Source organism: Nocardia sp. NPDC059236, assembly GCF_042754085.1.
Classification (GTDB): Bacteria; Actinomycetota; Actinomycetes; order Mycobacteriales; family Mycobacteriaceae; genus Nocardia.
The window spans coordinates 91,452-113,417 of sequence record NZ_JBHZAF010000022.1 but is presented as its reverse complement, the minus strand read 5'-3'; the positions used below and the strand labels follow the sequence as shown (position 1 = coordinate 113,417).

The following is a 21,966-nucleotide window of genomic DNA, read 5'->3' as shown; positions in this document are numbered from 1 at the left end:
GGGAGTTTGAAGGTCGCAATGGATCTCAGCGCCATCGAGCGCCAGGTGGCCGCGGATCGCGGAGCCGCGCGGGACCGGACGCCCGAAACCGAGCTGGCACTGGCCACCTCGCTGTGCGAGCTCGCCCGCGCGCTCATGGCGACCAAGAACGACCCGGCCCAGCGGGATCGGTCGGCCTCGGCTTTGGAGCCCGCGCAGGAGGCGGTGCTCATCCGGCTGCGCTGGCTCACCGCCGGGCATGTCACCGCGCCCTTCGCCGCCGAGGTGACCGAGGCGCTGCGGTTGTTCGAGCAGGCCGCCCGCACCATCGGGCACCGGGAGCTGGCCACCTCCACCATACGCAATGCCTGCCAGGCGTATCGGCATGTGGCGCAGAACTATCCGCTCGCGGCGGGCGCGTCCGCGGACGCGCTGTCCAAGTGCAGCGTGTGGCTGTGCCGGCTGGACCCCAAGGCCGCGGTGGCCGCGGGGGAGGACGCGGTGCGCATCCGCGCCGGGCTCTTCGCCGCCGACCCGGATCAGGCCAACCGCTACCTCGCCTCGTTGAACACCCTGCTGCGCACCCTCATGGTGGGCCGCCAGCGCAAGCAGGCGCTGGCCATGTACCGCGAGTGCTACGCGGGAGTCACCACCCCGGCCATGACGCAGCGGCTGCGCGAGATCCGGGTCGAGGACATCGGATTCACCAGCAAGACCGTCACCGCCCTGCGCAAGCTGGAGTGCGCCACCCTCGAACGCGCGGGCTACCTGACCCAGCAGCAGATCCTCTATCAGACGGCCGGTGACCTGGCCACCATCGAGGAGATCAACTGGCAGCTGGCGCTGGTCGGGCTCAAGCCGATCGCCGCGGGCGCGCTGCCGGACCAGCCGTCCAAGCCGGTGGAGATCAGCACCTCCTTCGGCGCGCTGAGCGTGCGCTGCTCCTCGCGCAATGCCGTCACCCTGGTGCGTGCGGCCATCCTCGCCGCCTACACCGCCGACGGCGCGCAACCCGTGCCCAGCTCGGCATATCTCGGTGTCGACGAAAAGCACTGGAGCACACCCGAACCCGAGCCCAACCGCGCCGAACGACTCGGCGGGGACGTGGTCCTGATCGAGAAGGTCTCCGAGCACTGGGTCTCGGTGAAGAGCCTGAACTGGGAGGTGGCTCCCGTCGGCCGCCACCCGCTGGCGCTGCGCCTGTCGCGGGAGTGGCCGGTCGTCAGCGTCACCACCACCGAGCAGATGTCCTACGAGCTGTGCTGGTACGAAGGCGGCGCCGCCACCCAGTACGCGGCCCTCGGTCTTCCCGCCGCCCAGACGCCGCTCGAAAAGCCGCTGGCCCCCTTGGATTTCAAGGTCCTGTCCGACTACGGCGCGGACTACGCCTCCGAAACCCAGGTTCGCTCCGCGTTCGGTAATACCACCATGTTCACCAAGCTCACCTGTCTTCCCGGCAGTGGTATTCGCCAGGCCGCCGAGGCTGGGCCGCTCGCCTCGCACGGCTCCAACATTCTGTATTTCCGCGGCGTCGACGAGTAGTCGGCGAGCTATTGGCTGCCCCACCGGATATCTCCACGAGGTATCCGGTGCCGGTGCATGTCGTGCTGGGCACTGGCCTCCAAAACTAGAACGTGTTCTAATTCGGTCATGAGCGGATTCGTGAAGGGCGAGGTCGATCCCGCCTTCCGGGCTGTGCGCGAGGTGTTCGAATCGAGCTTCGCCGACGGGCAGAACGCGGGGGCGGCGGTCGCCGTTTTCGTGGACGGGCGGGCGGTCGTCGATCTGTGGGGCGGCGTGGCGGACACGCGGGCGAACCGGCCCTGGGAGCGGGACACCCCTGTGGTGACCTTCTCCTGCACCAAGGCCCTCACCGCCACGGCCGCCCTCGCTGTGGCCCAGGACCGGGGAATCGGCTGGGACGAACCGGTGACGACCTGGTGGCCGGAATACGGTGCGGCGGGCAAGGAATCGACGACGCTCGCCGACCTGCTGGCCCACCGCGCCGGGCTGCCGGCCTTCGACCGCCCGGTCCCGGTCGGGGAGGCCGCGGATCCGGCGGCCATGGCGGCGCTGCTGGCGGCACAGGAACCGATCTGGACGCCCGGCACCGAACACGGCTATCACGCGCTGACCTTCGGGTGGCTGGTCGGCGAATTCGTTCGCAGGCACACGGAATCCGCGGTCGGCGACTATGTGCGCCGCTACTTCGGCGCGGAGCTGTGGATCGGCGCGCCGCCCCACATCGCGCAGCGGTCCGCGCGCACCGCCTTCCCGCCCGCTCGGGAGATGGCCTGGACCGACCCCGGCCCGATCGACGCGGATACCGTCACCAGGATGGCCGCCGCCTATCGCGACCCCGGCTCTCTCGCGATGCGCGCCTCTACGAATCCCGTTGGCTCGTACAACAAGCCGGAGGTCCTGGCGGGCGGCTGGCCTGCCTCCGGCCTGGTCGCCACCGCTCGCGCGCTGGCCCGCTTCTACAGCGACCTGGTGAGCGGCGCGCTGCTGCCCATGGCCGTGCTGCGCGCCGCGGTGCGTGAACAGGTGCGCGGTCGCGACTCGGTGTTGTTGCTGGAGAGCGCCTTCGGGCTCGGATACATGCTCCCGTGTGAGAACTTCATCCTCCCCGAGTCCGCCCGGTCCTCGGCGTTCGGTCACCCGGGCGCGGGCGGCGCACTCGGCCTCGGCGACCTCGACAACCGTGTCGCGATCGCCTTCACTCCGAACCTGCGCCGCGACTGGCTCTCCGGTGATCGCCGCGCCCACGACCTGGTCGCCGCCACCTACAGCGCCCTGTAACCGGGGGCCCAGATGTCGGATGGCGTAAGCCATCCGGCGCCGCTGTATGCGGCGCGGTCCGGACACTCCGTCAGGAAGTCTCGATGCGCGCCGGGCGCCTGCTGAGCAGCAAAGTGCGCTCTGGGCTTGAAGTGTACGAAACGGTTTCGTACACTTCAGGGGTCCTGATGATCGGCAGTGCGGGGAGGGTTGAAATGTCCAGTGTTAGAGCGCATCTGATGATGTGCGCGATGCGAGTGCTGTGTGTTCGGCGTGGTCTCGACGGGGACGAGCGGATTCGGCGGACGATCGCGGCGGATCGGCGGAAGGGTCCCGCCGTGCCATCGGCCGGGCTCCGGGCGCGGCTGGACGTACGGGAGGAGGAGTTCGAGGGACACGGCGTCTATGTCCTGGGTCCGCGATCCGGGCAGCCTCGGCGGCGAGTGCTGTACCTGCACGGGGGCGGCTGGGTGCGACCCATCACCGACCCGCACTGGGAGACGATCGCGAAACTGGCGGAGCTGCTGCACTGTTCGGTCACTGTTCCGATGTATCCGCTGGCACCCGAGCACACCGCCCGGGAGATCTTCGCGTGGCTGATAGCCCTCTATGCCGACCGGGCATCCGGCGACGAGCTGACGCTCATGGGTGATTCCTCGGGCGGCAACCTCGCGCTGTCCCTGGCGATGCAGGCCCGCGACCGTGGACTCCCCGCGCCGGCGCGGCTGGTCCTGCTCTCGCCGCTGGTGGATGCGACCGTCAGTGATCCGGTGATCGACGAACTCGACCGGATCGACCCGATCATCCCCGCCCGCGGGCTACGTGTGCTGACCCGGATGTTCGCCGGTGATATCGACCTGAGCGACCCCGTGGTCAGCCCGCTGTTCGGGATTCTGGACGGGCTGCCGCCGATCGCCCTCCTCAGTGGGACGCGCGAGATCCTCGGTGCCGACGCCCATCGGCTCTGGTCGAAGGCGACAGCGTTGGGCTTTCCGCTGACCTGGCACGAGTATCCGGGGATGCCGCACGTCTGGCCGCTGTTCCCGATTCCCGAGGCGCGGCGCGCGCTCGACGAGATCGCCGCCTTCGTCACTGGTGCCAGTGGGATCGATCGGGGCCTGTCGCGGGTGCCGGGATCAGCGGGGTGAACGAAACCGTGTCGTACTCTTCAGTCGTGGTTCGAGGACAACAGCGTGTCGACGCGATCTTGGCGGCAACCGTGGAGCTGGTCGCCGAGCGCGGCTACCCGGCATTGACCATGGACGCGGTGGCCGCGCGTGCCAATGCCAGCAAGGCGACCATCTATCGCCGCTGGCGCAACAAGGCCGAGTTGATCAAGGCGGCGCTGGACGCCCACGACGCCCAGCAGAATGCCGACATCCCGGATACCGGCAGCCTGCGCGGCGATCTGGTGGCGGTGCTGGAAACATTGCGCGACAAGGCGTCCGACCAGATCGCCGCGATGATCGAAGGCCTGATCGCCGCTATGCGTCATGATCCGGAGCTGGCCGCCGCGCTCCGGGAGCACACGGAGAACGAGGAGCTGTCCCCGTTCCACGACGCGCTGCACCGCGCGATCGCCCGTGGCGAGCTACCCGGGGACACCGATACCGAACTCATTCACGACGTGGCCGAGGCAATGATCATGCGCCAGTTGCAGATCGGCGCCCCCTTCGATGCCGCCTTCATCGGCCGCCTCGTCGACGACGTCCTACTCGTCCTACTCCAGCATCGAGGAACCACGCAGTGACCGTTCTGATCGTCGGCGCCGGCCCGACCGGGCTCACCCTGGCCTGCGACCTGGCCCGCGATCACGTCCCGTTCCGCATCGTCGACAAGGCTGCCCGGGTCTTCCCGGGTTCGCGGGCCAAGGGTCTGCAACCGCGCACCCTGGAGGTGTTCGAGGATCTCGGCGTGCTCGACGCCGTCCAGGCCGGCGGCGAGCCCTTCCCGAAATTCCGCCTGTACCACGGGCGGGAGGTGGTGTGGGAGCGCACGGTCTCCGAGATGCTGGGTGCTCCGGGCCTCACTGCCTCACCGGCGGTGCCCTATCCCGACACCTGGCTCATTCTGCAATGGCGAACCGAGGAAATCCTGCACGCCCACCTGACCGAGCTCGGCGGGCAGGTCGAGTGGAACACCGAAATCGTTGGTGTCACACAGGATTCCACCGGCGTCACAGCGCACACTGCAGACGGTGAGATTCGCGCCGACTACCTCGTCGCCGCGGACGGCGGACACAGCACCTGGCGGGCGACGCTGCCCACGTGCATTCCTCGGCCGGGGGACAGGGCCTCAACACCGGGGTGCAGGACGCCTACAACCTCGGCTGGAAACTCGCGGCCGTGCGGGCCGGTGCAGACCCGCAACTGCTGGACACCTATGCGGCCGAACGAATGCCGGTCGCCTCGGCCGTGCTGGGCCTGACCACACAGCTGCATCGGCAGGACTTCCACGGCGGCGGGGCACCGGCATCCACCAGCTCGACATCACCTACCGCAACGGTCCGCTGGCGCTCGACGACCGCAGCGAACCCGGCGAGCTCCGCGCCGGAGACCGCGCCCCCGACGGACTTTCCTCCTCCGGCACAAGGCTTTTCGATGCCTTCCGCGGACCGCATCACACCCTGCTGGCCTTCGGCGCCCCCACACCCGACCTCGGCGTTCCCGCGATCGCTGTGCCGGTAGGCGAGGGCTACGACGTGGCCCCGGGCACCTACGTCCTGGTCCGCCCCGACGGCTATGTCGGCGCGATCAGCGAATCCGCCGAAGTCATCGGGAAATACCTACGGCGGTGAGTTCGGGGGTGCGTTTCCGGACTACTTGGCAACCTCGCTGCGAGTGTCTGGAACACGCAATTTGTCACAACTGTCCAGTGCGGATTTCGGTAACAGTGATTCAAGTCACTCATGACCGCTACCCTGTTGTCACCCGGCTGCTCGTGCTGCGTCGCGAAGGGCTTTTCGGCTGCGCGAAACGCCGTGGAGAGAAAGGCGTCTCGAACATGAGTAGCACACCGACCGCGGTACACCCGGCCGCGGACTTTCCCCCGCCGACGCTGGTCACCGGGCTGTGGCGGCGCAAGCTGCCGCACTATCCGGAAACGCCCGCCCGATCCTGGTATCTGTTCCTCGTTGTCGTCGTGTCGGTCGCGCTGTACTACCAGCTGTTCGTGTCCGGCGCGGTCGGTAATCAGCTGATCGCCTACTTCAATCTGAGCTTCCGGTACTTCGTCGGCATCTTCATCATCGGCGCGGCCTTCGGGGCCGTGGCCTCGGTGGTGACCGGGTTGCTCGACCGGTGGGGGCGGGCCAATATCGTCGCCTACGGCACGGTGATCACCTCGCTGCTCACGCTGTTCGCGCAACCGCAGTGCACGACCAAAGAGGCGTACCTGGCCGTCTACTGCATGATCAGCATCGTCGAGGGCGCGGTGCTGGTGGCCACGCCCGCGCTGGTGCGCGACTTCTCGCCGCAGCTGGATCGCGCGTCCGCCATGGGGTTCTGGACCCTCGGCCCGGTGCTGGGCGCGCTGGTCACCACCGAGATCTCCACGCACACCCTCGACGCCCACCCGGACTGGCAGTTCCACTACCGGCTGGCCGGCGTGATCTGCACGGTGATCTCGGTGTTCGGCCTGATCGGGTTGCGTGAGCTCAGTCCGAGACTGCGCGACCAGATCATGGTGTCGCTGCGCGACAAGGCGCTGATCGAGGCACGAGCGCGCGGACTGGATGTCGAGGCGCTGGAACGCAATCAGTGGAAGCAGATGATGCATCTCGACATCGTCGGCTCGGCGCTGGCCATCTCGATCTTCCTGGCGTTCTTCTACACCATCGTCTCGTTCCTGCCGGTCTACATGGCGACCAACTTCGGCTTCACCGCCGCACAGGCCAATTCGCTGGGCAACTGGTACTGGATCGCCTCCGCCATCTCACTGGTGCTGACCGGCATCGTGTCCGACGCGATGAAGGTGCGCAAACCGTTCATGGTCTTCGGCGCGATCATCAGCATCATCGGCTGCTACCTGTTCCTCAGCTACACCGACAAACCGGGCACCGACTACTACACCTTCGCCGCCGTCATGAGCTTCACCGCCGTCGGCACCGGCATCGCCTACTCCACCTGGATGGCGAGTTTCACCGAGACGGTGGAGAAGCGGAATCCGGCGGCCACTGCGGTCGGGCTCGCGGTCTGGGGCGGCGTGCTGCGGACCGTGGTGACGTTCGTGCTGCTGGGTCTGCTGTTCGTGGTCACCGCCGCCGGCACGCTGGTGAACTACGGGCCACGGCTGCAGACCATCAATGCCAAGTACCACGAGGAGATCGCCACCATCCAGACCGTCGGCGCGGATACGCTCACGGCCCTGGGTAAGAATCCGAATGACGAAGCGGCGCAGGTCGCCGCACTGGTGAAGCTGACCGGCGACTCCGCCTCGGATGTGAAGACCACCGTCGAACTCAATGCCAAGTACCCGGACGAGCTGGCCACGCTCCAGGCCATCGACACGCAGGTCCTGGTAAAGCTGATGACGAACCCGAACGATCAGGCGAGCGCGGCGACCGCGGTCGGTCAGGTCGCGAAGAAGTTCAACATCCCGCCGGATCAGGCCATCGCCCGGATCACTGCCGCGCAGAAGGTTCCGGTCGATCAGCTCGCGGTGGCGTCCCAGACCGGACCGGCCCTGACGGCGGCGAGCGCCAAGCTCAAGGCCGTGAGCGCCATACCCGCCGACGATCTCGCCTACCTGTCCGCGCACGGTCAGGACGTGAAGCAGGCCCAGATCGACTCGCCCAAGCAGTGGAAGCGCTGGTGGTGGATCTGCCTGGTCGCGCAGATCTGCTTCATCCCGTTCGTGTTCATCATGGCCGGACACTGGAGCCCGAAGAAGGCGGCCGAGGAGGCGGCCGAGCACGACGTGGCCGTGGAGCGTGAGCTGGCGACCATGACCGAGTAGGCGGAAACCGTGCAGGTTCCCGCCCATGAAGTACAGTTATTGAAGTGACGAATCCGGTAGCCGCGACGTTCGATCTGCTCGGTGATCGCCTGACGCTGACGATCCTGCGGCACGCCTTCGTCGACCACGCGCGCCGGTTCACCCAGTGGGCCGATCGCACCGCAGCGCCGCCCGCCGTGCTCACCGCCCGGCTGGCGGCGCTCGTCGATGCCGGGGTGCTGGTGCGCACGCCGCGGCCGGGTTCGGCCGATCGCTACGAATACCGGCTCACCGACCTGGGTTTGGCGACCTGGGAGATCCTGGTCTGCGTCTGGTCCTGGCAGCGGGAGTGGACGGCCGAGTGGGCGCTGCTGCCGGAGTTCACGCACACCCTGTGCGGGCATCGCGGCCCGCCGGTCGTCATGTGCCGGGGCTGCGGCCGCGATGTCACCGCCCACGACACCGAGGTGGAACTGGATCGGGATGCGCTGTGGCGCCTCACCTCCGGCCGCCGGCGCTCGGTGCGGGCGGCCACGCTCGCCCGCGGCGACGCGCGTTTCGACGAGATCATGGAGGCCATCGGCGACCGGTGGAGCGCGGCCGTCACCGGGCTGGCCCTGGCCGGGGCGCGGCGGTTCTCGGATTTCCGTGCGGCACTGGGTATCTCGCCGACCACGCTCACCGAACGGCTGGCGCGCCTGGTGGACGCGGGCATCCTGCAGCGGCCCGAGCCGGACGGGCGCGACTATCGGCTGACCCCGCGCGGGCGGGCGCTGTTCGGGGTCTTCGCCTTCCTGCTGGCCTGGTCCCAGCGTGCACATCCGGAGATCCCGGAACCCGGTCTGAGCCTCCGGCACAAGGAATGCGGCGCGGTGCTGGTCCCCGCGCTGCGCTGCCGGGGCTGCGCGGCCGTGCTCGGCCGGCGGGACGTGCGCTTCGAGCCGCCGGCCGCGCGCCCGGCTCTTGACAGCCCTCAGTGAGACGCGTATCACTTCATTAACTGTAGTGAATCTCGCCGGGCGTCGACTCCCGGTCGCTGGAGGCCTCGCATGCCGCTCAACGAAGAACTCATCGCTCCCGCCGCCGAGGCGCTCACCAACCCGTATCTGGAAGGTCCGTACGCGCCCTGCGCGCAGGAGACCACGGCCACGAATCTGACTGTGCTGCACGGGGAACTGCCGGCCGACCTCGACGGCGTCTACGTCCGCAACGGCCCCAATCCGCAGTTCGCCCCGATCGGCCGCTACCACTGGTTCGACGGCGACGGCATGCTGCACGCGGTCCACTTCGAGAACGGCCGGGCCACCTACCGCAACCGCTTCATCCGCACGGGCGAGTTCGATGCCGAGCACGCGGCGGGAACCGCGTTGTGGCGCGGCGTGATCGAACCCTGGGACCACAATCCGCCCGGTGATCGCCGCGAACGCAATGCGGCCAATACCGATGTCGTCTACCACCACGGCAATCTGCTGGCCCTGTGGTACCGGGCGGGCAAGCCCTACGCGCTCGACCCGGTCAGCCTCGAGACCCGCGGCGTCGACACCTTCCAGGGCACCCTGCGCGGCGAGGTGTCGGCACACGCCAAGGTGGACGAGCGCACCGAGGAACTGCTGTTCTTCGATTACGGCATCCATTCGCCGTATCTGCGCTACGGGGTGGCCGACCCGGGCGGCACCGTCACGCATTTCACCGGGCTGGAACTACCCGGCCCGCGCCTGCCGCACGACATGGCGATCACCGAGAACCATTCGATCCTCATGGATCTGCCGCTCTACAACGATCCGCGCGCGGCCGCGGCCGGCCGCTTCAAGATCTTCTTCGACCGCACGCTGCCCAGCCGGTTCGCGGTGCTGCCGCGGTATGGCGAAGGGGCGCAGGCGAAGTGGTTCGAGGCCGAGTCCGGCTACATCTACCACACCGTCAATTCCTGGGAGGAGGGCGAAGAGATCGTCCTGGTGGTCTGCCGGGTCTCCGAACCCAGCCCGGTGTCCGACCGCGCTCACCCCCTGGCCCAGCTGCTGGCCTATCTGCGGCCGGAAGCCAAGCTGCACAGGTATCGCTTCAACCTCCGCACGGGCGCCACCAGCGAGGAGGTCATGGACGACGTCAACACCGAGTTCCCCGCCATCGATCAGGGCCGCGCCGGCCGCGCCGGCCGCTACTCGTACCAGATGCGGCTGTCGGTCGACCGCACCATGATCTTCGACGCCGTCATCAAGTACGACATCCGCACGGGCGCAAAGCAGACCGCGCCCTTCGGCGACGGCATCTTCGGCAGTGAGCTCACCGTGGTCCCGCGCGCCGGCGGCACCGCCGAGGACGACGCCTGGCTCACCATGTTCGCCCACAACAACCACACCGGCCTCGGCGAGGTGTGGATCTACGACGCCGCCGACCTCACCGCGGGCCCCGTGTGCCGCCTCGGCCTGCCGGTCCGGGTCCCGCTCGGCTTCCACGCCACCTGGGTCAGCGGGGACCGCATGCGCGCCGCCGCCCGCCCGCTCTCCTGAAAAGGGTTGTCCGCGTGCCCCTTCCGCATCTGAGTGTCAGCCTCCCGTACTGGCAGAACCGCGAACCCCTGGACGCCCTGCTGGTGGCCGAGGCCGCCGACAAGCTCGGCTTCCACCGTCTCTGGGTCGGCGAGATGGCGACCTTCGACGCTTTCGCCCTGGCCACCGCCATCGGCCGGGCCCCCGGCCGGATCCCGCTGTGTCTCGGCCCGCTCGCCGTCGGCGTCCGCAGCCCCGCGACCATCGCCATGGGGACGGCCACGGTCGCCGCCCTCACCGGCCGCCCGGTCGACATCGCCCTGGGCACCTCGAGCACAGTGGTGGTCCGCGACTGGCACGGCCGCCGAAGGCACCGCACCGCACGGCATCTGGAGGAGACGACCCACATCGCGCGGGCCCTGCTCGCCGGGGAGAAGGTCGAATACGACGGCCTGATCGAACGCATACGAGGATTCCGCCTCCGCCTGCCCGCCCTGCGCCCGACCCTGGCCCACAGCGTGTACGGACCGGATAGGTCCGCCGAGATCATTGTCGCGGCCTTCGGCGAGCGGGCGCTGGAGGTCGCCGCGCGCTGCGCCGATCGGGTGGTGCTGAACCTGGTGACCCCGGCCCAGGTTGCCCGATGTGTCACCGCGATAGGCGAATTCGCCGCGCGGGCCGGGCGCGCGGCGCCGCCGGTCTCCGTGTGGGTGATCGCGGCCGCGGATCCAGACCCCGACATGTACACGACCGTCCGGCAGGGTGTCGTCGGATACCTGCGCGCCCCCGGGTATGACGCCATGTTCACCGAGGCCGGATTCGGAGACGCGGTCCGGCTGGCGCACGGCGGGGCCCATCCGCGTGAGGTGCTGGCGGCCATTCCAGACGAATTGCCCGCAGCCGTAGGCATGTTCGGCGATACCCGAACAGTGGCGGCCCGCCTGGGCGAGTACGGCGCCGCGGGGGCCGACGAGGTGGTCATCGTGCCGGTGACGACGGCCGACGACCCGGCCGGATATCGGACCCTCGACGCGCTCACCGGGATCGTTACGGGATCGGGCCCCGGAGTGCCGGAGACTGGCGGAGAAGAGTCCGACCCGGAGTCGGCAGAACAGCGGAGGCATATCGATGAGTGAGGCGTTCGTCTATGACGCGGTGCGGTTGCCGCGGGGGCGGGTGCGCAAGGGTGGGGGCACCTTGGCAGAGGTTCCGCCGTACGAATTGTTCGGGCAGTTGCTGGCGGCGTTGGAGGAACGGGGCTGTCCGCCGGCCGCGGTCGACGACGTGCTGGTCGGGGTGAGTACCGCGGTGGGGGAGCAGGGCGCGAATGTGGCCCGGGCCGCGGTGTTGTGGGCGGGATGGCCGGATTCCGTGCCGGGGGCGGTGGTTTCGCGACTCTGCTGTTCCGGTCTGGACGCGGTGGAGGGCGCGGCGGCGCGGGTGGCGGCCGGGTTCGCGGATGTGATCGTCGCGGGCGGGGTGGAGTCGATGTCGCGGGTGCCGATGCTGGCGGATCGGCCGGCCATCGCCGGGGACACCGATCTGGGGGAGCGGACCGGGTTCGTCACCATCGGGGTGTCGGCCGATCTCACGGCGGCCGAGTACGGCATCACCCGGCCGGAGCTGGACGCCTTCGCGGTGCGGTCGCATCGAAAGGCCAGCAGCGCAGCCACATCGGCGTCGGTGATCCCGGCCCGCAAGGGCGGCACCGTGCTCCTCGCCGCCGACGAGGGCGCGCGGCCGGACGCGTGTGCGTCGGCCTTCGCCGCGCTGCCCACCCTGTTCGGAGCCGATCCGTCCTGGGAGCGGGTGGCCCGCCGGACGCCGCAGGCGCGGCGGCCCGTCGCCGGGCTGCACACCATTGCCACCGCGCCGCAACTGGCCGACGGGGCTTCGGCGCTGCTGCTGGGCAATCGGCGCGCCGAGCACATGCTCGGGCGGCCGCCGGTGGCGCAGATCGTGGGCACGGCCCAGACGGCCGTCCGCTCACCGCTGCTGACCGCGCCGACCAGTGCGGCCCGGGTGGCCCTGCAGCGGGCGGGCATCTCGCCCGCGCAGCTGGATGTGATCGAGGTGAACGAATCCTTCGCCGTCACACCGCTGGTGCTCATGCGTGAGCTCGGAGTGGACGCGTCCCGGGTGAATCCGTCCGGCGGTGCGGTGGCGGTCGGGCATCCGCTCGGCGCGACCGGCGGGATCCTCATCGCCCAGGCGCTGGACGAGCTGCGCCGCCGCGACGGCGAGCACGCGCTGGTCGCCATACCCGCCGCGCTCGGGCTCGGCTCGGCCGTGGTGCTGCGCCGCATGACCTGACCCGCGGCCTGCGCCGTCACCGGACCAGCTGCGCCGTCACCGGACCAATTCATCACCAGGGAACTCCGATGGTCGAAATCTCCTCCTCCGCAACGACGTCCCCCGCCCGCCCGGTGCACGCCTGCCATCCGGCGGACACCGTGCGCACCTACCTCGAGCGCGGCTGGTGGCAGCCCGAGACGATTCCCGACGTCTTCCGCCACCGCGTCACCGAGGCCCCCGACGCGCCCGCCATCACCGACCCGGCCAACCTGGCGGACCTGACCGGCGCGCACCCGCGCACCCTCACCTGGCGCGAACTCGACGACCACGTCAGCGATATCGCGGCGGTCCTGCTGGCCAACGGGATTCGCCAGGGCTCCACCGTCGCGATCCAACTGCCCAACTCGATCGCCCTGACCGCCGTATACCTTGCACTGTGGCGGCTGGGCGCGGTGGCCACGCCGATGCCCGCGTCGTTCCGGCGGCACGAGCTGTCGGGCATTGTCGCGGCGACCGAGGCCGAGGCCGTCATTACCGCTGGGGCGCTGGGAGATCGGGCACTCGCGACCGAGGCCCTGACCGTTATCGGCGGGCAGGGCGCTGTCTTCGCCTTCGGGCCGGAAGTCCCGGAGCAGGCGATCGCCCTCGATGGCAGGGTCGGCGCAGCTGCCCGCAAGCGGATGCGCGACTACACCTGTGCGCTCCCCGTCACCGTCAACGATCGCATCACCATCTGCTGGACCAGCGGCACCGAGGCCGCGCCCAAGGGCATTCCGCGCTGCCACGGCGACTGGCTCGCCGTGGCGGGCGGCGTCCAGGACGGGCTCGGCATGACCCCGGATTCGGTGGTGCTCAACCCCTTTCCCATGGTGAACATGGCCGGATTCGCGGGCTCGTTCCTGCCGTGGCTGCTGGCGGGCGGGCATCTGGTCCAGCATCATCCGCTGGATCTGCCCGTGTTCTTCCGCCAGCTCGCCGAGCACCGGGTCACCCACACGAGCATGCCGCCCGCCCTGCTCACCATGCTGTTGCAGAACGACGCCCTGCGCGCCCGGGCCGACCTGTCCTCGCTGCGCACGGTCGGCTCCGGCGGTGCGCCACTGCCGCCGCCGGTGGTGCGCCGCTGGCAGGAGGAACTGGGTATCCAGGTGATCAACTTCTTCGGATCCAACGAGGGAGTGAGCCTGCTGGGTGCACCGGCCGACCTGCCGGATCCCACCCTGCGCGCCCAGCATCTGCCGTATTACGGTGCGGCCGGGGTGCGCTGGTCCACCAGACTGGCGGAACGGACAGCGGTGAAACTGGTCGACGTCACCACCGGGGCGACGGTCACCGAGATCGGCGGACGCGGCGAACTGCGCCTGCGCGGCCCGGCCGTCTTCGGCGGCTACCTGCCCGGCACCGCCACCGCCGAACCCTTCGACGACGAGGGATACCTGTGCAGCGGTGACGTTTTCGAACGATGCGGCGACGGCGGCCGGTACCTGCGCTTCGTCGACCGCGTGAAGGAGATCATCATCCGCGGCGGCATGAACATCGCGCCCGCCGAGATCGAGGGCCTGCTCATCGACCATCCCGCGATCGCGGATGTCGCCGTGGTCGGCTACCCCGACGCGGTGCTCGGCGAAAAATGCTGTGCCGTCGTCGTTCCCGCGCCCGGCGCCACCGTGACCCTCACCGACCTGGTCGAGCATCTGCGGGCCCGCGAGGTCGCCTCGTTCAAACTGCCCGAGCGCCTCGAGCTCACCGATACTCTGCCGCGCAATCCGGTCGGCAAACTGCTGCGCCGGGAACTACGCGCCCGGCTCTGACCACTCTTCGATCGCAGGAGGACCCCGTGTCCGTGCACATTCTGGGCGGCGGCCAAACCGATTTCGCCGTCAACTGGCACCGCGTCGGCCTCGGCTTCGACGCCCTGATCCGCGCCGTCCTGGACGAGACGCTCGCCGCCGTCCGCCTCGACGCCACCGCGATCGAGGTGATCCACGTCGGCAATGCCTTCGGCCAATTGTTCACCGGCCAGGGCCAGCTCGGCGGCATGCCCGCCACCATCCATCCGGAGCTGTGGGGCATTCCGGCCGCCCGCCACGAGGCCGCCTGCGCCTCCGGCAGCATGGCCGCCCTCGCCGCCATGGCCGATCTCGAATCCGGCCGCTACGACTGCGCATTGGTGATCGGCGCCGAGCTGGAGAAGACTGTCCCGGGCGGGCAGGCGGCCGCCTACATGGGCGCGGCGGCCTGGGCGGGCCACGAGACGCAGGACACCGACCTGGTGTGGCCGACCCAGTTCGCCGGCATCGCGGCCGAATACGACCGGCGCTACGGCCTCGATCCCGCGCACCTGCGCGCCATCAGCGCGCTCAATGTCGCGAATGCCCGCTCGAATCCCCGTGCCCAGACCAGGAATTGGTCCTACACCGACGCGAGCTTCACCGCCGACGACACCGCCAACCCGCCGGTGGCCGGCGTCCTGCGCCGCCAGGACTGCAGCCAGATGACCGACGGCGCGGCGGCCGTGATTCTCGTCTCGGACCGGTTCCTGCAGCGGCACAGCACCATCCGCCCCGACACCACCGCGCTGATCTCGGGCTGGGGCCACCGCACCGTCGGCCTTTCGCTCGACGCGAAGTTCCGCGCCTCCGCCGCCGAACCCTATGTCTTCCCGCACCTGCGCACCGCGGTCCTCGACGCGCTGTCCCGTGCCGGTCTGGCCGATATCCACCAGCTCGGCGGCCTCGAGGTCCACGACTGCTTCTCCATGTCGGAGTACGTGGCCATCGACCACCTCGGCCTCACCGCGCCCGGCGAGAGCTGGAAGGCCGTGGAATCCGGCGACATCACCCGCAGCGGCAGCCTGCCGATCAACCCCGGCGGCGGGCTGATCGGCATCGGCCACCCGGTCGGCGCGACCGGTGTCCGCATGCTTCTCGACGCGTACCAGCAGGTCACCGGCCGGGCAGGCGACTGCCAGCTGCCGGGCGTCACCCGCTACGGCACCGTGAACATCGGCGGTAGCACCACCACGGTCGCGAGTTTCATCGTCGAATCCGTGGCCGGCTGACCCGGGACGGCCCGGAGTCGCCGCCGCGCCGGGCGCGAGCCGTGCGAACCACGGTCACCTCTCACCCGGCGAGTTCGGCTCTCACCCGGCGAGTTTGGCGGGGTCGCGCACCGCGCCCCGGTCGGCCGAGGTGGCCAGCAGGGCATAGGTTTTCAATGCCAGCGAGATCTCACGCTCGCGGTGGCGCGGCCGGTAGCCGCCGTTCGCCTCCAATTCCGCGCGGCGGGTGGCCAATTCGGCGTCGTCGACGAGGAGGGTGAGGGAGCGCGACGGGATGTCGATGGTGATGGTGTCGCCGTTCTCGACGAGCGCCAGCGGGCCACCCGCCGCCGCCTCTGGGGAGATGTGGCCGATGGAGCAGCCGGAGGAACCGCCCGAGAAGCGGCCGTCGGTGATCAGCGCGCACTCCCGGGCCAGGCCCAGGCCCTTGAGATATGAAGTCGGATACAGCATTTCCTGCATGCCCGGCCCGCCGCGCGGACCCTCGTAGCGGATGACCAGCACGTCACCGGCCTTGATCCGGCCCGACAGGATCGCCTCGACCGCATCCTCCTGCGACTCCACCACCACAGCGGGACCGGTGAAGGTGTGCATGTGCGCGGCCACGCCCGCGGACTTCACCACAGCTCCGTCGGGAGACAGATTGCCGCGCAGGACCGCGAGGCCGCCGTCGCGCGAATGGGCATGGGCGACATCGCGAATACAGCCCGCCGCGGCATCCAGATCGAGGGTGTGCCAGCGCTCGGACTGGGAGAAGGCGCTGGCCGACCGCTTGCCGCCGGGAGCGGCGTGGAACAGCTCCCGCGCCGCCGCGGCGGGGCGCTCGGCGCGCACGTCCCACTCGGCCAGCCACGCGTCGAGTGAATCCGCGTGCACCGCATGCACATCGCGGTGCAGCAGTCCGGCCCGGTTCAGCTCGCCGAGCAGCGCCGGGATGCCGCCCGCGCGGTGCACGTCCTCGATCAGATAGTCGCCGTTGGGCGCCACCTTGCACAGGCACGGCACCTGCAACGACATCTTCTCGATATCGGTGAGCGTGTAGTCCAGCCCGGCCTCCTGCGCCGCCGCGAGCAGGTGCAGCACCGTGTTGGTGGATCCGCCCATGGCCAGGTCCAGGGCCATCGCATTGTCGAAGGCTTTGTGGGAGGCGACATTCCGGGGCAGGACCGAGGCATCGTCCTCGTCGTAGTAGCGGCGCGCCAGGTCCATGACCGTGCGTCCCGCCGCCCGGTACAGCTCGGCCCGCGCGGTGTGGGTGGCCAGCGTGGTGCCGTTGCCCGGCAGCGCCAGGCCCAGCGCCTCGGTGAGGCAGTTCATGGAGTTGGCGGTGAACATGCCCGCGCACGAGCCGCAGGTCGGGCAGGCGTTCTCCTCGATGCGCTCCAGGTCCGCGTCGGACACCTCGGGCGAGACCGCCTCGGCCATGGTGACGATGAGGTCGAGCCGGTTGCGCACCGTGCCGTCGACCAGGACCGCGGTGCCGCCCTCCATCGGTCCGCCGGAGACGAACACCGTCGGGATGTTCAGTCGCAGGGCTGCCATGAGCATGCCCGGAGTGATCTTGTCGCAGTTGGAGATGCACACCAGCGCGTCGGCGCAGTGGGCGTTCACCATGTACTCGATCGAATCCGCGATCAGGTCCCGGGACGGCAGCGAGTACAGCATGCCGCTGTGCCCCATGGCGATTCCGTCATCGACCGCGATGGTGTTGAACTCCCGCGCGATACCGCCCGCCGCCCGCACCGCCTCGGAGACCATGCGGCCGACCGGCTGGAGGTGGGTGTGGCCCGGCACGAATTCCGTGAAGCTGTTCGCGATCGCGATGACGGGCTTGCGGCCGATATCCGCCGAGGGCACGCCGCTGGCCCGCATGAGGGCGCGGGCCCCGGCCATGTTCCGTCCGTGCGTGACCGTGCGGGAGCGCAACTCGGGCACGATGCCACCTCCTCCTCAATCTGCAACCAGATGGTTGCAACCGTGTGGTTGGAGTTTGCCACGATTGCGGGCCCAACCGCAACCGTGTGGTTGGAGATGGTTGGATGGGTGCCATGGCGTGGGATACCGAGAGGACCAGACGGCTGCTGCTCGAGGCGGCGGTACTCGAGTTCGCCGAACGCGGACCCGACGGCGCCCGGGTGAACGCCATCGCGGCCCGCGCCGGGATCAACAAGGAACGCATCTACCAGTACTTCGGCGACAAGCGCGGCCTGTTCGAGGCCGTGCTCACCGACCAGCTCGAGCAGCTCGCCGCCGCCAGCCCGCTGACCGCCGACAGGGCCGGTGACCTGGCCGAGTACGCCGGGCACGTCTTCGACTTCCACCGCACCCACCCGCAGTTCCTGCGCCTCATGTACTGGGAAGGGCTGCAGCCGCAGGACGGTCAGCTGCCGGGCGCGTCCGTCCGCGCCTCGCACTACGCGGACAAGGTCGCCGCGCTGGCGGCCGCACAGCGGGCCGGGACCCTCCCCGGCGACGTCGCGCCCGGCTACCTGCTGTACGCGGTCGCGGCCCTGGCCGCCTGGTGGTTCGCCGCCCCGCAGGTGGTCCGGATGATCCTGGGCGCGGACACCGATAATCCCGACGCCCTGCGGGCAGCCCTCGTCACCCTGGTGCGCCGACTCGAGGTACGGGACTAGCGCCGCGCCAATTCTCTTTCGGCTCCGGCCTCGACGGGCGCGAGCGCATCCGCGAGGGCGGTGAGGACCGGCGCGCAGCCGGTGTCGAGGGTGAGAGTGGCGAGATCGTGGGCGCGGGTGCGGCCGCGGTTGACGATGACGACCGGACGTCCCGACTTGGCGGTGCGGCGGGCGAAGCGCAGGCCCGACATGACCGTCAGCGAGGAGCCGACGACCAGCAGGGCGTCGGCAGCATCGACCAGGTCGAAGGCGGCGGCGACGCGGGGCTTCGGGACGGACTCCCCGAAGTAGACGATGTCCGGTTTGAGGAGGCCGCCGCAGTGCAGGCAGTCGACCATCCGGAATGAACTGGTATCGGCCACGACCGCGTCGGCGTCGGGCGCGACCTCGAGACCGTCGAGGGGAACCGATTCGGCGAAGCCGGGATTGGCGGCCTCGAGCCGCTCGGCCAATGCCATGCGGGAGGTGAGCGCGTCGCAGGTGAGGCAGCGGACCCGGGCGTAGACGCCGTGCAGGTCGATCACCCGGCGATGACCGGCCTTGGTGTGCAGCAGATCCACGTTCTGGGTGAGCAACCCGGTGACGAGGCCCGCCCGTTCCAGGCGGGCCAGCGCGCGATGCGACGGATTCGGCCGCGCCGCGTCCATCCGCCGCCAGCCCACATGATTGCGGGCCCAATAGCGTTGGCGGAAAACAGGATCGCCGACGAACTGCTGATACGTCATCGGCGTCCGGGGCGGTGCGCCGGGGCTGCGGTAGTCGGGGATGCCGCTGTCGGTGGAGATGCCCGCACCGGTGAGCACCGCGACCCGGCGCCCGGAGACCAGGTCCAGCAGGCGATCGCGCTGCCGCGCGGAACCGGAATCGGGCATGCGGCCAGCCTACGACGCCTCCGTCGTGTGCCGCCGGTCACGTCGTGTCACATCCGCCGGCCCTGCGTCGTCACCTGGGCAGGACGCCACCCCACCGGCGGCGCGAGACGAAGGAGATGGTCATCATGGCGAAGACGGTTCTGGTCACCGGCGGCACCGGCACCCTGGGTAGCCTGGTCACCCCGCTGCTGCGGGAGGCCGGCGTGCACCTGCGCGTGCTGAGCCGCACCGCGCGGGCGGCGCAGGACGGCATCGAGTACGTGGCCGGCGACCTGCAGACCGGCGCGGGCATTGCCGAGGCGGTCGCCGGCGTCGATACCGTCCTGCATCTGGCGGGCACCACCAAGGGCGACGGTGAGAAGGCGCGCACCCTGGTCGAGGCCATCCAGGCCGCGGGCGTGTTCCCGCATCTGATCTACATCTCGGTGGTCGGCGCGGACCGGATCCCGGTGGAGAGCGCCATCGACCGCCAGACCATGGCCTACATGGCATCGAAGCGGGAAGCCGAACTGGTGGTGGAGAATTCGGGCCTGCCGTGGACCACCCTGCGCGCTACCCAGTTCCACGACCTGCTCTTCACCATGGTCTCGGCGCTGGGCAGGATGCCGCTGGTGCCGGTCTTCGACTTCCGCTTCCAGCCCATCGAAACCGCCGAGGTGGCAGCGCGATTGGTGGAACTGACCCTGGGTGAGCCCGCGGGCCTGGTCGACGAGATCGGCGGCCCGCGCATCTACACCATGAAGGAACTCGAGCGCAGCTACCTCGAGGCCACCGGCCGCCACCGCCCGGTCTTCACCATGAAGGCCCCGGGCAAGGCGGCCCGCGCCTACGCGGCGGGCGGCAACCTCACCCCGGAGCACGCCGTCGGCGGCCGGACCTGGGAGGAATTCCTGGCCGCCAAGCTCGCGGCCGCGTGAGCGGACGACATGCGGAAACCGGTGTCAGCGCGGTCCGTTGGTGTTGAGGTACACCACCGGACCGTCGAACCGGCCGTGCGCGTTCATGTCCAGCAGCGCGGCCATGGCCTTCGCGGTGTAGACCGGCTCCAGCCGCATGTGCTCCCGGTCCTCCGAAAGCGCCTGTGCCGTAGCTGCTTCCGGCATCGGATAGCCGTATCCCGGACCGAGGTAATCGGTGACGATGTCCAGATTGCCGGTGGGGGTCAGGTTCTCGGGTAACCGCGCGCCGCGGGCCCGCAGCAGCCGCTCGGCACGGCCCGCCAGCTTGGCGAGCGCCGGTTCGTCGAGGCGCAGCGTGTCGTTCACGACCACACCCACCACCCGCGTGCGCAATCCGGCCAGCCGCAAGCCGAGCGACAGCCCCGCCGCCGTCCCGCCCGACCCGACCGGGATCACGATGTGGCCCGGCTCCGGGAGCTCCCCGGTGCGCACCTGATCCGCCAATTCCAGTGCGGCCTCCACATATCCGAGCGCGCCCACCGGCGACGACCCGCCCGCGGGCAGGAAGTAGGGCGGTCGCAGGCCGGTGAAATGCCGGGCCAGCAGATACGGAGCACTCAGGATCGTGCGCGCCTTGGTGTGGGTGAAGTGCAGCTCGGCTCCCGAGGCCCGCAATCGCTCGAGTTGCGCCCGCACATGCTCGTCGACCGGCTGATCTACCAGCGCCAGAACGGTTTTCAGCCCGTGTTCGCGTCCGTACAGCGCGGTCGCCAGCCCCCAGTTGGTGCCCAGTCCGCCCACCGTCACGATGGTGGTCCGCCGCCGGCGCAGGGCGTCGGGCAGCAGCCATTCCAGCTTGCGGACCTTGTTGCCGCCCCAGCCGCCGTCACCGAAAGCGCTGTCGTCCTTGAGCCAGATGTCCGCGCCCGCCGTGTCGAGCGCCTCCAGTCTCCGCACCGGCGTCGGGCCGGTCCCCAGCCTCACGTGGGGCAGGGTCCGCTGGAGCTCGGGGTAGCGGCGGTGCAGGTGCGGGGTCATCACGCCAACCCTATCGACTGTCCAGTTTTTCGACGAGTGTGGCGGGCAGCACACGGGCGCCGAATTCGCTCCTGCTACGTTCCGAACTGTCATTAACTTCGGCAAGGAGATTTCATGCCTGGTGTAACCGATCGCGTCGTCATTGTCACCGGAGCCGGTGGCGGACTGGGCCGGGAGTACGCATTGTTGCTCGCCCGCGAGGGCGCGCTGGTCGTCGTCAACGACCTCGGCGGTGCGCGCGACGGCTCCGGATCCGGGCACAACATGGCCGACGCCGTGGTCGAGGAGATCCGCGCGGCCGGCGGCACCGCGGTCGCCAACTACGACAGCGTCGCCACCGAGGAGGGGGCGAAGGCGCTGGTCCAGACCGCGATCGACAGCTTCGGTGCGGTGCACGGCGTGGTCAACAACGCGGGCATCCTGCGCGACATGAGCTTCGTGAAGATGACCCCCGAGGCCTTCGAGGCCGTGCAGCGCGTACACCTGTTCGGCTCGTTCTACGTCACCCACGCCGCCTGGCCGCACTTCCGCGAGCAGGGTTTCGGCCGCGTCGTCATGGCCACCTCCACCTCGGGCCTGTACGGCAACTTCGGCCAGGCCAACTACGGCGCAGCCAAACTCGGCCTGGTCGGCATGATGAACACCCTCGCCATCGAGGGCCGCAAGTACGACATCACCGTCAATGCCGTCGCGCCCATGGCCGCCACCCGCATGACCGCCGACATCGCCTCGGCCGAGATGCTCGAGAAGCTGCCTCCGGCCCAGGTCGCGCCCATCGTCGGCCACCTGATGAGCGAGGACTGCACCGACTCCGGCATGGTGCTGGTGGTCGGCGGCGGCTCGGTGCAGCGCGCCCAGCTGTTCGCCAACCAGCCCGTGTTCTTCAGTGAGGTCCCCACGGTGGACCAGGTGCGGGAGAATTGGAGCCGTATTACCGATATGTCCGACGCTCGGCCCGGGGTGAACCCAGCGGGCTGAGCC

General features: G+C 69.7%; 17 protein-coding genes and 1 pseudogene. 15 read left to right on the top strand and 3 right to left on the bottom strand.

Annotated features, from left to right (window positions below; translation table 11 throughout):
- Positions 1 to 18: 18 nt before the first annotated feature.
- The 12 genes and pseudogenes from ACFXIV_RS39305 (at position 19) to ACFXIV_RS39250 (ending at position 15,540) form a co-directional block, all read left to right on the top strand.
- Positions 19 to 1,521 (top strand): hypothetical protein, encoded by a 1,503-nt coding sequence (locus tag ACFXIV_RS39305; protein WP_379401367.1) that lies wholly within the window; start codon positions 19 to 21, stop codon positions 1,519 to 1,521.
- A gap of 108 nt (positions 1,522 to 1,629) precedes the next feature.
- Complete coding sequence (locus ACFXIV_RS39300) at positions 1,630 to 2,781, top strand: serine hydrolase domain-containing protein (protein ID WP_379401368.1); 1,152 nt, start codon at positions 1,630 to 1,632, stop codon at positions 2,779 to 2,781.
- Between the two features lie 83 nt (positions 2,782 to 2,864).
- Entirely contained in the window at positions 2,865 to 3,908 is a 1,044-nt protein-coding gene (locus ACFXIV_RS39295; protein WP_379421414.1) for an alpha/beta hydrolase, read from the top strand.
- Between the two features lie 26 nt (positions 3,909 to 3,934).
- Positions 3,935 to 4,510, top strand: coding sequence for a TetR/AcrR family transcriptional regulator (locus tag ACFXIV_RS39290; RefSeq protein ID WP_379401370.1), 576 nt, complete (start codon positions 3,935 to 3,937; stop codon positions 4,508 to 4,510).
- Positions 4,507 to 5,557, top strand: a pseudogene (locus ACFXIV_RS39285) (FAD-dependent monooxygenase). The gene ACFXIV_RS39290 and the pseudogene ACFXIV_RS39285 overlap by 4 nt, the downstream one beginning before the upstream one ends.
- A 206-nt stretch (positions 5,558 to 5,763) precedes the next feature.
- Positions 5,764 to 7,716 (top strand): MFS transporter, encoded by a 1,953-nt coding sequence (locus ACFXIV_RS39280; protein ID WP_379401371.1) that lies wholly within the window; start codon positions 5,764 to 5,766, stop codon positions 7,714 to 7,716.
- Between the two features lie 44 nt (positions 7,717 to 7,760).
- The gene (locus tag ACFXIV_RS39275; protein ID WP_379401372.1) at positions 7,761 to 8,675 is read left to right on the top strand and encodes a winged helix-turn-helix transcriptional regulator; all 915 of its coding nucleotides are present in this window, start codon (positions 7,761 to 7,763) and stop codon (positions 8,673 to 8,675) included.
- 69 nt (positions 8,676 to 8,744) lie between these two features.
- Positions 8,745 to 10,205 carry a carotenoid oxygenase family protein gene (locus ACFXIV_RS39270; protein WP_379401373.1) on the top strand — a complete coding sequence of 487 codons (1,461 nt, stop codon included), beginning with the start codon at positions 8,745 to 8,747 and terminating at the stop codon, positions 10,203 to 10,205.
- 14 nt (positions 10,206 to 10,219) lie between these two features.
- Entirely contained in the window at positions 10,220 to 11,320 is a 1,101-nt protein-coding gene (locus ACFXIV_RS39265) for an LLM class F420-dependent oxidoreductase (RefSeq protein WP_379401374.1), read from the top strand.
- Positions 11,313 to 12,497, top strand: a complete 1,185-nt coding sequence (locus ACFXIV_RS39260) for an acetyl-CoA C-acyltransferase (RefSeq protein WP_379401375.1) — start codon at positions 11,313 to 11,315, stop codon at positions 12,495 to 12,497. Before ACFXIV_RS39265 ends, ACFXIV_RS39260 begins: the two co-directional genes overlap by 8 nt.
- A 68-nt stretch (positions 12,498 to 12,565) precedes the next feature.
- Positions 12,566 to 14,290, top strand: coding sequence for a class I adenylate-forming enzyme family protein (locus ACFXIV_RS39255; RefSeq protein WP_379401376.1), 1,725 nt, complete (start codon positions 12,566 to 12,568; stop codon positions 14,288 to 14,290).
- Between the two features lie 26 nt (positions 14,291 to 14,316).
- Positions 14,317 to 15,540, top strand: coding sequence for an acetyl-CoA acetyltransferase (locus ACFXIV_RS39250; protein ID WP_379401377.1), 1,224 nt, complete (start codon positions 14,317 to 14,319; stop codon positions 15,538 to 15,540).
- An 81-nt stretch (positions 15,541 to 15,621) separates the two neighbouring features.
- Here ACFXIV_RS39250 and ilvD read toward each other — a convergent pair whose 3' ends face one another.
- Entirely contained in the window at positions 15,622 to 17,475 is a 1,854-nt protein-coding gene (gene ilvD / locus ACFXIV_RS39245) for a dihydroxy-acid dehydratase (RefSeq protein WP_379401378.1), read from the bottom strand.
- A gap of 104 nt (positions 17,476 to 17,579) precedes the next feature.
- On the opposite strand from ilvD, the gene ACFXIV_RS39240 reads away from it, so the two are divergent.
- Positions 17,580 to 18,176 carry a TetR family transcriptional regulator gene (locus ACFXIV_RS39240; protein ID WP_379401379.1) on the top strand — a complete coding sequence of 199 codons (597 nt, stop codon included), beginning with the start codon at positions 17,580 to 17,582 and terminating at the stop codon, positions 18,174 to 18,176.
- On the opposite strand, the gene ACFXIV_RS39235 is transcribed toward ACFXIV_RS39240, so the two are convergent.
- Complete coding sequence (locus ACFXIV_RS39235; protein ID WP_379401380.1) at positions 18,173 to 19,048, bottom strand: NAD-dependent protein deacetylase; 876 nt, start codon at positions 19,046 to 19,048, stop codon at positions 18,173 to 18,175. The two genes, ACFXIV_RS39240 and ACFXIV_RS39235, sit on opposite strands and share 4 nt — an antisense overlap.
- A gap of 125 nt (positions 19,049 to 19,173) precedes the next feature.
- Between ACFXIV_RS39235 and ACFXIV_RS39230 the strand changes: the two genes are divergently transcribed.
- A complete protein-coding gene (locus ACFXIV_RS39230) occupies positions 19,174 to 19,965 on the top strand; it encodes an SDR family oxidoreductase (RefSeq protein WP_379401381.1) in 792 nt (263 codons plus the stop codon).
- Between the two features lie 24 nt (positions 19,966 to 19,989).
- Here the strand turns inward: ACFXIV_RS39230 and ACFXIV_RS39225 are convergent, their stop codons facing one another.
- The gene (locus ACFXIV_RS39225; RefSeq protein WP_379401382.1) at positions 19,990 to 20,985 is read right to left on the bottom strand and encodes a 1-aminocyclopropane-1-carboxylate deaminase/D-cysteine desulfhydrase; all 996 of its coding nucleotides are present in this window, start codon (positions 20,983 to 20,985) and stop codon (positions 19,990 to 19,992) included.
- 114 nt (positions 20,986 to 21,099) lie between these two features.
- On the opposite strand from ACFXIV_RS39225, the gene ACFXIV_RS39220 reads away from it, so the two are divergent.
- A complete protein-coding gene (locus tag ACFXIV_RS39220) occupies positions 21,100 to 21,963 on the top strand; it encodes an SDR family oxidoreductase (RefSeq protein WP_379401383.1) in 864 nt (287 codons plus the stop codon).
- Positions 21,964 to 21,966: the final 3 nt, after the last annotated feature.

Bases quoted from the DNA above. Each gene is read 5' to 3' on its own strand.
- ACFXIV_RS39235 (WP_379401380.1), bottom strand. From the start codon at position 19,048: ATGCCCGATTCCGGTTCCGCGCGGCAGCGCGATCGCCTGCTGGACCTG.
- ACFXIV_RS39260 (WP_379401375.1), top strand. From the start codon at position 11,313: ATGAGTGAGGCGTTCGTCTATGACGCGGTGCGGTTGCCGCGGGGGCGG.
- ACFXIV_RS39225 (WP_379401382.1), bottom strand. From the start codon at position 20,985: ATGACCCCGCACCTGCACCGCCGCTACCCCGAGCTCCAGCGGACCCTG.
- ACFXIV_RS39280 (WP_379401371.1), top strand. From the start codon at position 5,764: ATGAGTAGCACACCGACCGCGGTACACCCGGCCGCGGACTTTCCCCCG.
- ACFXIV_RS39230 (WP_379401381.1), top strand. From the start codon at position 19,174: ATGGCGAAGACGGTTCTGGTCACCGGCGGCACCGGCACCCTGGGTAGC.
- ACFXIV_RS39305 (WP_379401367.1), top strand. From the start codon at position 19: ATGGATCTCAGCGCCATCGAGCGCCAGGTGGCCGCGGATCGCGGAGCC.
- ACFXIV_RS39270 (WP_379401373.1), top strand. From the start codon at position 8,745: ATGCCGCTCAACGAAGAACTCATCGCTCCCGCCGCCGAGGCGCTCACC.
- ACFXIV_RS39255 (WP_379401376.1), top strand. From the start codon at position 12,566: ATGGTCGAAATCTCCTCCTCCGCAACGACGTCCCCCGCCCGCCCGGTG.
- ACFXIV_RS39220 (WP_379401383.1), top strand. From the start codon at position 21,100: ATGCCTGGTGTAACCGATCGCGTCGTCATTGTCACCGGAGCCGGTGGC.
- ACFXIV_RS39240 (WP_379401379.1), top strand. From the start codon at position 17,580: ATGGGTGCCATGGCGTGGGATACCGAGAGGACCAGACGGCTGCTGCTC.
- ACFXIV_RS39295 (WP_379421414.1), top strand. From the start codon at position 2,865: ATGCGCGCCGGGCGCCTGCTGAGCAGCAAAGTGCGCTCTGGGCTTGAA.
- ACFXIV_RS39300 (WP_379401368.1), top strand. From the start codon at position 1,630: ATGAGCGGATTCGTGAAGGGCGAGGTCGATCCCGCCTTCCGGGCTGTG.